Origin of the sequence: Propionispira raffinosivorans DSM 20765 (assembly GCF_000381065.1) — a bacterium.
Taxonomy (GTDB): domain Bacteria; phylum Bacillota; class Negativicutes; order Selenomonadales; family Selenomonadaceae; genus Propionispira; species Propionispira raffinosivorans.
Map to the genome: position 1 here is coordinate 62,977 of NZ_KB905859.1, position 12,980 is coordinate 75,956.

General features: G+C 38.6%; 12 protein-coding genes. All 12 read right to left on the reverse strand.

All coding sequences use genetic code 11. The annotated features are described in order from the left end of the window. Positions 1 to 5: 5 nt before the first annotated feature. The 12 genes from F606_RS0115055 to F606_RS0115110 all read right to left on the reverse strand — a co-directional run bounded on the left by F606_RS0115055 (position 6) and on the right by F606_RS0115110 (position 12,966). Complete coding sequence (locus tag F606_RS0115055; RefSeq protein WP_019554717.1) at positions 6 to 794, reverse strand: TIGR00282 family metallophosphoesterase; 789 nt, start codon at positions 792 to 794, stop codon at positions 6 to 8. 22 nt (positions 795 to 816) lie between these two features. Further along, a complete protein-coding gene (locus F606_RS0115060) occupies positions 817 to 1,338 on the reverse strand; it encodes a hypothetical protein (protein WP_019554718.1) in 522 nt (173 codons plus the stop codon). A gap of 152 nt (positions 1,339 to 1,490) precedes the next feature. Beyond that, positions 1,491 to 3,083 (reverse strand): ribonuclease Y, encoded by a 1,593-nt coding sequence (rny, locus tag F606_RS0115065; RefSeq protein ID WP_083924061.1) that lies wholly within the window; start codon positions 3,081 to 3,083, stop codon positions 1,491 to 1,493. A gap of 276 nt (positions 3,084 to 3,359) precedes the next feature. Next, a complete protein-coding gene (locus tag F606_RS21285) occupies positions 3,360 to 3,851 on the reverse strand; it encodes a regulatory protein RecX (RefSeq protein WP_071595060.1) in 492 nt (163 codons plus the stop codon). Then, positions 3,820 to 4,863: a recombinase RecA gene (gene recA / locus F606_RS0115075; protein ID WP_019554721.1), complete on the reverse strand. Its 1,044-nt coding sequence runs from the start codon at positions 4,861 to 4,863 to the stop codon at positions 3,820 to 3,822. Before recA ends, F606_RS21285 begins: the two co-directional genes overlap by 32 nt. A 201-nt stretch (positions 4,864 to 5,064) precedes the next feature. Then, entirely contained in the window at positions 5,065 to 6,681 is a 1,617-nt protein-coding gene (locus F606_RS0115080; RefSeq protein ID WP_033368485.1) for a DEAD/DEAH box helicase, read from the reverse strand. Between the two features lie 35 nt (positions 6,682 to 6,716). After that, complete coding sequence (locus tag F606_RS0115085) at positions 6,717 to 7,958, reverse strand: competence/damage-inducible protein A (RefSeq protein ID WP_019554723.1); 1,242 nt, start codon at positions 7,956 to 7,958, stop codon at positions 6,717 to 6,719. Positions 7,959 to 8,045: 87 nt separating this feature from the next. Beyond that, entirely contained in the window at positions 8,046 to 9,380 is a 1,335-nt protein-coding gene (rimO, locus tag F606_RS0115090; protein WP_019554724.1) for a 30S ribosomal protein S12 methylthiotransferase RimO, read from the reverse strand. A gap of 67 nt (positions 9,381 to 9,447) precedes the next feature. Beyond that, on the reverse strand, positions 9,448 to 10,482 hold the full coding sequence (locus tag F606_RS0115095) for an extracellular solute-binding protein (protein ID WP_019554725.1): 1,035 nt from the start codon (positions 10,480 to 10,482) through the stop codon (positions 9,448 to 9,450). A gap of 178 nt (positions 10,483 to 10,660) precedes the next feature. After that, the gene (ftsZ, locus tag F606_RS0115100) at positions 10,661 to 11,734 is read right to left on the reverse strand and encodes a cell division protein FtsZ (protein WP_019554726.1); all 1,074 of its coding nucleotides are present in this window, start codon (positions 11,732 to 11,734) and stop codon (positions 10,661 to 10,663) included. 207 nt (positions 11,735 to 11,941) lie between these two features. Then, positions 11,942 to 12,271 carry a small basic family protein gene (locus F606_RS0115105; RefSeq protein WP_019554727.1) on the reverse strand — a complete coding sequence of 110 codons (330 nt, stop codon included), beginning with the start codon at positions 12,269 to 12,271 and terminating at the stop codon, positions 11,942 to 11,944. Beyond that, entirely contained in the window at positions 12,268 to 12,966 is a 699-nt protein-coding gene (locus F606_RS0115110) for a DUF881 domain-containing protein (RefSeq protein ID WP_019554728.1), read from the reverse strand. Before F606_RS0115110 ends, F606_RS0115105 begins: the two co-directional genes overlap by 4 nt. Positions 12,967 to 12,980: the final 14 nt, after the last annotated feature.

A 12,980-nucleotide genomic window follows, 5' to 3' on the forward strand; every position in this document is an offset into this window, starting at 1 on the left:
CTATATTATAAAGTTTCACTTTCCTGAATCATGATTCGCTCAATCTTTTCCGCATTGCCGTTTTCATCCGATACAGTAAGCAGTACTGCAGAAAAAACATTGGGTCCATCTGCTAATTCAAAACGCACGGGCATTCCCGTTTGAAATTTATACAAAATACGTTCTGCCTCTACCCCAAGCACGGAATTCCAAGGTCCAACCATCCCCAAATCCGTAATATAGGCTGTTCCTTGTGGCAGAATGCGCTCATCTGCCGTTTGAATATGGGTATGCGTACCCACTACACAGGTAACCTTACCATCTAAATACCAACCCATTGCCATTTTTTCCGATGTTGTTTCTGCATGCATATCCAAAATAATGGTATCACATTTACCTTTAAGTTCTCTGAGAATCTCATCAATTTTTTGAAAAGGACAATCAAGTGGCGGCATAAAAGCACGACCCGATAAATTAATTACACCAATATTTTTCGCTTTAAGCGGATAGATACAATACCCTTTCCCAGGTGCACCTTCGGGATAGTTTGCTGGACGAATTAAAAAAGGTTCATGGTCGATAAACTGTAATACATCTTTTTTATCCCAAATATGATTACCAGACGTAATAACATCAGCACCGGCTTGGTAAAGCTCATCGAGTGAATTTTGTGTAATCCCATTACCTCCGGCGGAATTTTCACCATTGACAATGGTTAGATCAACCGCATATTTTTTTTTCATTTGTGGAATATATTTTTTTGCAGCTTTTCTTCCTGGATTACCACAAACATCACCAACGATTAAAATATTCAATTCTAAGCCCCCAAAAAAATTACTATTTATTAAATACCATCACTCTGCCATCTTCACGAATACCAACCAACTTTTCACTGGCGTGGTTTATCTTCATGCTGCCTATCATATGATCAATAAATTCATCTTGAATCATATCTGCCTCCTCGGCATCTTCCTCACTGGCATCACTTACCAAAATTGTGCCAAAATGCTCTTTCATAAGTGTACTGATAAGAGCAATTTCACCTTTTGATATAGTATTCATGTCTCGAAGAATGTTAATAAATGCTACACTATCTTGTTGATTCAGTGAAATCTGAATTTCTGCATTTTCAAAGCCTTCTAATGTGTGATAGGTTAAAATACTATTTAAAATAAACTCTTTAGTTGCCTCAAACTCACCTGTTTCAGGAACCTTACCAAGTACAAATGTCATCTTTAATGAATCATCTTTCGGTTCAATACTTATTGTCCCAATTTCCGGATAACAAACAAGAATTGATACGAGCAAATTTACGCCATCCATATTAGGTTTTTTTTCTTGCTCAAATTTCTTTACCATAAAACTTCACCATCCAATACCAAAGAAATCAATTTTGATTTCTTATTTCTTTCCCTATTGATTCTATTCGCTAAAAGAAAATGATTCTCCTCTAGCGTTTACTTCTAATTATCAAAAAACGACCTTGTATATACAAGGTCGTTTATATTCAATTATTTTGCATAGTCAACAGCACGTGTTTCACGAATTACTGTTACTTTAATCTGTCCAGGATATTCCAATTCACTTTCGATTCTCTTCACAATATCATGTACTAATCCTACCGAAGTAATATCATCGATTTTATCTGGTTTTACCATAATACGAATTTCACGACCAGCTTGAATAGCAAAGGAACGATCTACACCTTCAAATGATTCTGCTATTTCTTCTAAACGAGTCAAACGTTTCAAATAAGATTCCAGACTTTCACGACGAGCACCAGGACGCGCCGCTGATACAGCATCTGCTGCTGCAACCAGTACGGATTGTACTGTCGTCGCTTCTTCATCACCATGATGAGCAGCGATTGCATTGATAACTTCTGGTGACTCATGGTATTTTCTTGCCAAATCGGCACCAATCGTTACATGAGGACCCTCTACTTCATGGTCAACAGCCTTACCAATATCATGGAGTAATCCCCCACGTTTAGCCAGCATGACATCAACGCCAAGTTCAGCAGCCATGACACCAGCTAAATGACAAACTTCAATGGAATGCTTGAGTACATTTTGACCATAGCTGGTTCTATATTTAAGACGACCCAATAGTTTAATAATTTCTGGATGCAATCCATGAACTCCTGTATCAAAAGAAGCCTGTTCACCAGCTTCTTTAATCCGTTGTTCGACTTCACGTTTTGCTTTTTCTACCATTTCTTCAATACGTGCCGGATGAATGCGTCCATCAGTAATCAGTTTTTCTAAAGCAATTCTTGCCACTTCACGGCGTACTGGATCAAACCCAGATAAGATTACAGCTTCTGGTGTATCATCAATAATCAAATCAATACCAGTAAGTGTTTCTAACGTTCGAATATTACGGCCTTCACGACCAATAATTCTGCCCTTCATTTCGTCATTTGGCAAAGCAACTACGGATACTGTTGTTTCCGCAACATGATCCGCCGCGCAACGCTGAATGGCCAGAGAAATAATATTACGAGCTCTCTTATCCGCCTCTTCTTTTGCCTGTTGTTCACAATCTTTGATCATAATTGCCGTTTCATGCTTAATTTCTTCCTTCGCATTTGCGAGTAACATCGTACGAGCATCTTCTGAAGTTAAACTAGAAATTCGTTCAAGTTCAGACAACTGTTTTTCATGAAGTTCAGCAATTTCTACCTGACTCGCATCAAGTTTTTCTTCTTTTTGCCCTAAAACTTCTTCTTTCTTTTCAAGGGAATCCGTCTTACGGTCTAGATTTTCTTCCTTTTGTACGAGTCTTCGTTCTTGACGCTGTAATTCATTGCGTCGTTCTTTTGTATCTCTATCTAGTTCCTGTCGTAATCTATGGATGTCTTCTTTGGCTTCGATTAAAGCTTCTTTCTTTTTGGTCTCGCCTTTTTCTTCCGCATCAATCAGGATTTTTTTTGCTTGTTCTTCCGCTGATCCGATCTGAGCTTCTGCCGTTCTCTTTCGCATCCAATAACCACTACCGGCCCCAATTATTACCGCAAGTATCACTGCTAATAATATCTCAACGATAATCTTCACCCCCTTTTGTATTAAGTTAGTACCAACAAAATAGGGTGCGAACCCCATAACTTGAATCATCTCGAGATATTGCTCCCTTTAACAAATATCTCATGTGCTGTTTAAGCGTTTAATTACAATAATAAAATTGTGGTATAACTGTATATTTTTTATTTTAAAGGTTTTTGAAAGTGGTGTCAAGCTAAGAAAATCCTAGACCTTCGGCAATTGTACTTCACCGACATAAAAAGCAAAAACCCTTTAACGCAGAAAAAAAAATGTGACTTATTATAAACATAAGTCACAAATCTATTTTTGATGCCATTACCCGCTGGATCTTCCTTTTTATTCAACATCATCTTCTTTACAAATCATTTGAAACGCGGTTACAGCGTGCTGAATCGCTTTTTCTTCAAAGCCTTTTGTATATAAGTACTTCATAAATTTGAACGGCTCCGGCATCACTGTTTTCTTAAACTTGAGTTCGAGATTCTTGAGTGCAGCTGCTGCCTCGCGCTCGTCGGAAGAAAAAGATTTGCAAGAATTCACAAGTGAATTCGAAAATCCTTTTTGCAATAGCTTACAACAAATATATTTCGCACTATATTTACTTTCGTTTAAATAACGCTGAAACTGCCTTTGGCAAAGTTCTTCATCATTTAAATACCCTAATTCCGTAAGCCGAGCAATCGCCAGCGCAATTTCTGTTTCTTCGTAGCCACGCAGTTTAAGTTTATCTTCCAGATTTTTTTTACTATGCGCCCGTTTTGAAAGTAAATCCACTGCTTGTACTAAAGCTGTTTTTTTACTTTTTTTCTGATTTAATGTCTGGTTCATCTGCATTTTCGACTTCTTCCGGCGCTGCCTTTAATATTAGTTTTTCGCGGATTTTTACTTCAATTTCATCACGCAACGATATATTCTGTTTTAAAAAATCTTTTACATTTTCTCGGCCCTGTCCAAGTCTTGTCCCAGCATAAGAATACCAAGCTCCACTTTTTTCAATAATTTCAAGATCTGTTCCAATATCAACAATACATCCTTCTTTAGAAACGCCTTCCCCATACATAATATCAAATTCAGCTTGTTTAAACGGTGGTGCAATTTTATTTTTTACCACTTTAATGCGTGTACGATTCCCGACAATTTCATTTCCCTGTTTGAGTGTGTCGATTTTACGCACATCCAGACGAACCGTAGAATAAAACTTCAAGGCTCTGCCTCCAGTTGTCGTTTCCGGACTACCAAACATAACCCCAATTTTTTCACGAATCTGATTGATAAAAATAGCCGTCGTATGGGACTTGCTGATAACACCGGTGAGCTTACGCATTGCCTGTGACATCAGACGAGCTTGCAAGCCAACGTGGGAATCACCCATTTCGCCTTCGATTTCTGCTTTTGGTACAAGTGCCGCCACAGAGTCGACAACCACAATGTCAATCGCATTACTACGAACGAGTGCATCGGCAATATCAAGTGCCTGTTCACCATTATCTGGCTGCGAAATGAGTAAATTGTCAATATCAACACCCAGTTTTTTTGCATAAACCGGATCTAAAGCGTGTTCCGCATCTATAAAAGCTGCAATCCCGCCAAGTTTTTGTGCTTCGGCAATAACATGCAGAGCAATGGTCGTTTTCCCTGAAGATTCCGGTCCATATATTTCAACGATACGCCCCCTGGGCATACCACCAACTCCCAAAGCAATATCCAACGGCAAATTCCCCGTTGGAATGACGTCTATATTCATATGAGCTGATGCTTCACCTAGTTTCATAATTGAACCTTTACCGAAATCTTTTTCAATCTGCTTTAATGCATTTTCCAGAGCCTGTTTTTTATCCATATGTGCGTTCCCGCTCCCTTCTATATCTAACTAAATTATATAAAACATTTGTTCGAAAAGTCAATACCCAAAAAATATTATATATAAGTTGCATTAAATATTTTATATGGCAATCGTCAGGAATTCTAATTTTTTATCGCAAAAAGAGACTGTTCATCTTGACACAGTCTCTAAGTTTCAGCTTATAGTAAATTATTGATCTTAACGACCTTTTTTAGCTGGTTCCACGTTGATTTTATAGCCTTTTACCGTATTTTTATGCATTACCGCAAGTACGCGTTCTGCTACATCTTCCGGTACTTCAACAAAGGTAAAACGATCATAAATATTAATAACACCGATGACATTACCCGGGATATCCGCTTCGGTTGCGAAAGCACGAACAATATCTTCCGGACGAATTTTCTGACTGCGTCCAATGTTGATAAACAAACGAACCATGCCAGCTGAGCCGCCCGTATTTTCAAGTCGAGCTGCCGAAGAAACATTATTGCTGCTATTTGTATTTGAGATATTTTCGACTTCTTCTTTTTCCTTAAAACCTTCAACCGACAATTTGAGTGCGGCGGCTGCCACATCAACAATATCATAGCTGCCATCTGCTGCTACATCCGAAACAATCGTATGGTAATCAGCAAATTTATTATTTGACAAGGTCTTAATCAAACGTTCTTTAATGATTTCACGTTGACGTTCCAAAATATCCGCTGAAGATGGCAAATCTCTGCGAACAATTTTAGTTTTTGCCAAACGTTCAATTAATTTAAGTTGGCGATATTCACGTGGTTCAATAAATGTAACGGCTACACCTTTTTTACCAGCACGGCCAGTACGACCAATACGATGTACGTAGGATTCATGATCCTGCGGAATATCATAATTGACTACATGTGTAATATCATCAATATCAATCCCACGCGCAGCAACATCCGTCGCTACAAGGATTTCTAACTTACCATCTTTAAACTTCTTCATAACACGATCACGCTGTGCCTGACTTAAGTCACCATGCAGTCCACCTGCCATGTAAGCACGAGCCTGCATGGATGCAACAAGATCATCCACGCCTTTTTTAGTACGACAGAAAATAATCAGCTTACCTGTTTCTTCAATATCGAGAACACGACATAAACCTTCAAATTTTTCTCTTGTTTCATAATAGACCTGATCAATTAATGGTACGGTCAGATTTTCACGGCTAATTGAGATTTTCTGTGGATCACGCATGTATTTACCAGCAAGCTTAGCAATAGGTGCTGGCATCGTTGCTGAAAACAGTAATGTTTGACGATCTTCATGGGTAATATTTTTCATAATTGTTTCAATATCTTCAACAAAGCCCATATCAAGCATTTCATCTGCTTCATCAAGAATAAGAATTCTTACTTCACTTAATTTCATCGTATTGCGGCGAAGATGATCAAGCAAGCGACCTGGTGTTCCAACAACAATCTGTACACCAGCATGAAGAGCACGAATCTGGCGGTCAATCGACTGTCCACCATAAATTGGCAAAGTTTTTACGCGTTTGTATTTACCAATTTTGTTGAATTCTTCTGCAATCTGAATTGCAAGTTCACGAGTTGGTGTAAGTACAAGCGCTTGTATATGACGGCTACCATCAATTATTTTTTCAATCGTTGGAATACCAAATGCGGCTGTTTTCCCTGTACCTGTCTGTGCCTGGCCAATTACATCTTTACCTTCGAGTACTAAAGGTATCGTCTGGCTTTGGATTGGTGATGGTTCTTCAAACCCCATATCACTAACTGCTAAAAGCAGTTTTTTACTTAATTGGATGTCCCCGAATGATGTCATTTCTTTTTTCAAATTATATTTCCTCCTGATTTTTGTTACATTTCTTCTATATAATGTCTTACCATATCGAGCGCAGTTTGTGTCGTTCGATATTTGATGGCTTTACGTTTTCCGCTAAACACGTTCTTTGCTATTGTTGTGCCATTTTTACCGGCAACAGCTATATAAACAAGTCCCACCGGTTTTTCATCTGTACCGCCATCAGGGCCCGCGATGCCGGTAATACCGACACCGATGTCTGTGTGCATTTTTAGTGCTATACCTTCTGCCATGGCTTTCGCCACATCTTCACATACGGCACCTTTCGTCTGCAAAAGCTCCCTCAGCACGCCAAGTTCATCGCTTTTAACTTCGTTTGTATATGATATAATAGATCCTTTTACATAAGCAGAGCTACCCGCTACATCCGTCAGACGGCTCGTAAGCAAACCGCCTGTGCAAGATTCAGCACAACCAATCGTAAGCTGTTTTTGTTTTAAAATTGCTCCAACGGTATCTTCCATATTTTCATCGTCAACCGCATAAATATATTGACCAATCCTACGACGAATTTCCGTTTCCATTCCAGCAATCAAATTGCGTGCGCTTTCGGCCTTCTCAGCTTTAGCCGTGATGCGGATAATCACACCACTTGGTCTAACAAGCAGTGCCAGTGTAGGGTTTGTCTGAGCTAAAATCAAATCCTTAATCTGTTCTTCCAAGGAGGATTCACCAATTCCAAATGTATTCAATACGCGTGAAATAATAACGGATTTATAACCATATTTTTCTTTCAAAAATGGTTTAATACTACGATCAAACATGTCTTTCATTTCCGATGGCGGCCCTGGCAAATTAATGATTATTTTACCTTCATTTTCAAGCATGACCCCTGGTGCAGTTCCCGCATAATTTGTAATAGCCTCCGCACCAACGGGAATCATTGCCTGACGAATATTATTATCCGTCATTGTCCGATCAATCTTTTTAAAATGAGATTTAATCCGATCAAGACTCTCTTCATGCAGTTTCAACTCGCGGTTAAAAAGTTTTGCCGTAACCTCTTTGGTAATATCTCCCTGTGTCGGTCCCAAGCCACCTGACGTAATGACAATATCAGCACGTGTAAGTGCGTGTGCCAATACATTTTCCATTCGCACACGGTTATCCCCAACCGTCGACTGGTATAAAACATCAAAACCAATATTATTTAAACCCTCAGCCATATAAGCTGAATTCGTATTGATAATTTGCCCTAATAAAAGTTCAGTTCCTGTTGTTACAATTTCAACAATCATACTCCCGTGACCCCTTTGCTTAAACCTTAACTTCACGACCAGATTTACCCAAGAAACCGTCTGTGAATGGCTTTTTATAAAACACGCTTATTCCGGTATTTTTTCACCTAATACATCATACGTAAACCCCTGAACAATTTTAACTTTAATAAAATCTCCCGGCTGACTATCCAGATCATTTTCAACATAAATCTGTCCATCAACTTCTGGAGCTTCACGATAAGACCGTCCATATGAAACAGACTTTTGCTCTAAATCACGGCCTTCAATCAAAACTTCAAAAGTAGCGCCTTCCAATTGTAAATTGACTTCTTCGGAAATTTTACATTGCAAACTCATTAAATCGTGATAGCGTTCCTGCATAACTTCTTCGGTAACTTGATTTTCCATAGCAAAGGCCGGCGTATCTTCTTCTCTTGAATACGTAAATACCCCGACTTTATCAAAGCGCTGCGCTTCAACAAAATCACGCAAATTCTGATACTGTTCTTGCGTTTCTCCCGGGAACCCAACGATAAAAGAAGACCGTACGGTAACATTTGGAATGCGTGCATGGATTTTTTGTAAAAGTTCCTCAACACTTTCTTTTGTGTCACGACGGTTCATGCGTCGTAAAACTTCATTATCCGCATGTTGGAGCGGCAAGTCTACATACTTACAGATTTTAGGCTCATTAGCCATAAGTTCAATAAGTTCATCGGTAAAGTATTTGGGATAACAATATAAAATACGAACCCATTTCAATTCCTCAATTTTAACCAATTCTCGTAAAAGATCAGTAAGTCTTGATTTTCCATAAATATCGTGACCATAGTTTGTTGTATCCTGCGCAATAAGATTTACTTCTTTGACACCTCGTGCCGCCAAGCGCTTCACTTCTGCTGTAATATCTTCAATCGTCCGGCTGCGGTAATTGCCCCGGACCATAGGAATCACGCAATACGTACAACGATTATCGCACCCTTCAGCTATCTTGATATAAGCACTATAATCGGGAGTTGTCCGAATTCGTGGCATTTTATCATCATAAATGGTATCCGCTTTTCCAGCAATTACGACACGATTGCCTTTCAGCGTTTCATTCACCGCTTCCATAATCCGATGCCATGCCCCTGTACCAATAATCGCATCAGCTTCTGGCATTTCATCTAAAAGTTCTTGCTTATAACGCTGACCAAGACATCCGGCAATAATAAGTGTCTTACATTGTCCTGCAGTCTTATATTCAGCCATATTTAAAATTGTCGTAATAGATTCTTCTTTGGCCGATTTAATAAAGCTACAGGTATTGACAATCAAAATGTCCGCTGTACTGGGATCTGTAGTCAATTCTATGGCATTTTCTGCTAAAATCCCCAGCATAACTTCTGTATCTACTAAATTTTTGGCACAACCCAAACTAATAAACCCTGCTTTTAACATTTAATTCCTCCAAATATAAACAATCACGTTCAGATAGAAATCATCTTATCTGAACTACATTTGCTGTTTACTTTAAGCGTATATTTTTTACCCAGCGGTCCATTACAGCTTGTTTTTGCTGCAGGGTCAGATCTGAATAATTATTAAATAAAGTCAAATTTTTACCGTTAAATAATTTATAAGCGACCGTCGACTGATTCGTTGGTACAAAAAAGAATTTATTTTGTTGCAAAACAAATTGTACATCATCTTCGGTGAGCCACTTCATAAATTGCTCAGCTGCTGCCTTTTGTGGTGCATTTTTCAAGATACCTACGCCCGTAAGCTTATAAGCCGTTCCATCCGTTGGGTAAATAATAGTAAGAGGAAAACCTTCGTTCATATAACGAATCGTTTCACTCTGTACTGCAATCGATATATCTACCTCGCCCATGCCAGCCATACGAACTGGTGTCGATAGATATTTTGAATACTGTACAACTTTCGGATGCAGTTTATTTAAAAATGTAAATACTTTATTTTCATCATATTCCGCAATTAACGTAAACAATAAATTAGCTGATGCATCTGCGGCAAAAAAATCGGTAATACCAATACGAACATTCGGCAAAGCTACTAAAGCATCCCAGGTATTCGGTATAACTGGTAATGTCAGCAAATAATCTTTATTCGCACAAAAAATGATTGGATCATACCAAACTCCAACCCAATCTCCATTTTGATCTTTAAATTTATCAGAAATAATATCGGTCTGCTCTGATTCATATGGACTAAATACATGAGTTGCTGCACTTTGCAGTAAAGTTTCTTTATCTGCCAAAACCAAATCTGTCTTACCAGTTGGAACAGTTGATTCCGTTTTTATACGCGACAATAAATCTTCTTTCGTTAGTGGAACAAAATTCACTTTGACATGATGGGATTTTTCATAGGCTTCTGCCAAAATTGCTACATGTTCGACTGGTAAAGTTGTATAAACTGTGATGCTCTTATTTGTCTTAGCTCCTGTCTGGTCAGCATATCCGGTCAAATACGTATTGCCAGCCAGCAACACAAGTGAAAATACAAATGCTATTAAAAACAAAGGCGTATACCGCTGCATTGCAAACCTCCACATAAAAATAAAAAAACCAAAAAGTCATTCTATTTTCTTTTTGTTTAATTCGCCACATATTATTATTATAATCATTATTTGCCTTTTTAACAACCTTTATTCAAAAAAAGTACAGATAACCGTTTAAAGAATAAACGGTCACCTGTACTGTACTTCTCTATTACACTTAATTATTGCTTTTTCTCATCCATGTTGGAATATCTATATTATTTACTTTAAAGACATCAATTTTATGCGTATCTGTATTTACGTCTACCTTTTTACCCGCAACATCAACTGTTACAGTATGATCATCAAAACCAGTTGCAATAACCGTAACACGTACTTCATCCTGCAACGTTTCATCAATAACGGATCCAAAAATTATATTCGCATCTTCATCAGCAGCTGCAGAAATAATCTCTGAAGCTTCATTGACTTCAAATAAGCTGAGGTTTGCACCACCCGTAATGTTAAGTAAAACACCACGTGCTCCTTGAATCGAAGTTTCTAGAAGTGGGCTATTAATCGCAGCCTGAGCTGCCGTTACCGCTGCATTATCACCAGTACCAATACCAATTCCCATAAGAGCAGAACCGGTATCGCTCATAATTGATTTAACATCCGCAAAATCCAAATTAATAAGCCCCGGAACAGCAATTAAATCTGAAATTCCCTGTACCCCTTGGCGAAGCACATCATCCGCGATGCGAAACGCGTCCATTACTGAAGTTTTTTTGTCAACGACTTGCAGTAAACGATCATTTGGTATCGTTATAAGCGTATCAACTTTTTCTTTCAATTTAGCAATACCCAATTCGGCTTGCTTTAGGCGTTTTTTTCCTTCAAATGTAAATGGTTTCGTTACAACCCCCACTGTAAGTGCACCAATTTCCCGTGCACATTCAGCAACAACTGGAGCCGCGCCAGTTCCCGTGCCGCCGCCCATTCCTGCCGTGACAAAAATCATATCAGCACCTTTTAATGCTTCCAAAATTTCTTCACGACTTTCCTGTGCTGCCTGTTCACCAATTTCTGGTTTAGCACCTGCGCCTAACCCTCGCGTTAATTTTTCTCCGATTTGGATTCGTTTCGGCGCCATTGCATGAATCAAGGCTTGGGCATCTGTATTAACCGAAATAAATTCCACGCCTTGCAGGCCAGATGAAATCATTCGATTAACCGCGTTGTTGCCTCCGCCGCCAACACCAATAACTTTTATTTTCGCAAACTGATCAAGATCCATATCTAATTCAAGCACTATACGCAACCTCCATGACATTCTTCATTCTAAATTCAATATTTTAATTTTCCCCCAAAAATCCTTTTATTGGTTTCACACATATTTTTTTCACAGTTAAAATAATCTACCATTTATAATATCATATCAAAACCACTGCTGTACATTTTTTTCTGAAATATTTTTATAGATATCAGCTATATTTAGCAAACAGTATGAAATTAAGGATTATTTCGTCAAAAAATATCGTCTGATGATCGCAAGATTCTGAAAGATCCTAAGACCAAATGCTAATAATGCGACATAGTATAAATCAATACCCAATCGATCACCAATGTAAACCAAAACTGCTGCTAAGAGTGCATTCGTAAAAAATCCGGAAATAAAAACTGTATTATCAAATTTTTCTTCCGCTGCTGCCCTAAGCCCGCCAAAGACAGAATCAAGGGATGCGAGTAATGCCACAGAAAATAATTTCGCATACTCTTGGGGAATACTAATTGGAGAAAATGTACCGATCAATATTCCAACGATAAGCGCTGCTATAGGTAAAATCATTGTTTTTCACCATCCTCTGCAGCCGCTTTCATAAACTGAAAATGAAAGGTACTTTTATAGGCTGGTACATGAACATTTGCATCTGGTTTTACATTAATCTGTATACCCCAAACTTGTAGTGTTTCCACTACACCACCTCGCATTTTTAATGCATTTTCCAAATTTTTTGCATCGCCAATGGCTTTAATTTCATAAGGTGGAGCAGACCGTATATTATTCACGGAAAGCGTCGGACCAGCACAACGAATTTCAGATGTCGCGATAAGACGCTGTTCATTAATCGAAATTGCTTCCGCACCCGCGGCCTTGAGTTCATTGATAACCTTTAATAAATCATCATCATGAATCAAATATAAATTTGGATTTTCACCTGCTTTGGACTTTGTTTTACTATCATCAATTGTAATAGTAATACCCTGTCCTTCTACCGGAACCACACCGGCTCCCATTTTTAAATCAGCAAGTTCTTGCGATTGGGCCTCCTGACCTGAAGTCGTTTTTAAACGATTCACCTCATCCAGCAGACCATCTCTTTCTTTTTCAGTCTGCAGCAGGCGCTGCGACAATTCCTCAACACGTTGATAAGAAACCGAAGATTTGCTGTCTTGTGTTGTGCGAAACTGTACCGCCAGCATAAACCCCAATACCATGCAGACAAGTGCAATGGACACTTGGCCTTGTCTGATTGATAACATTCGTAGACCCTCTT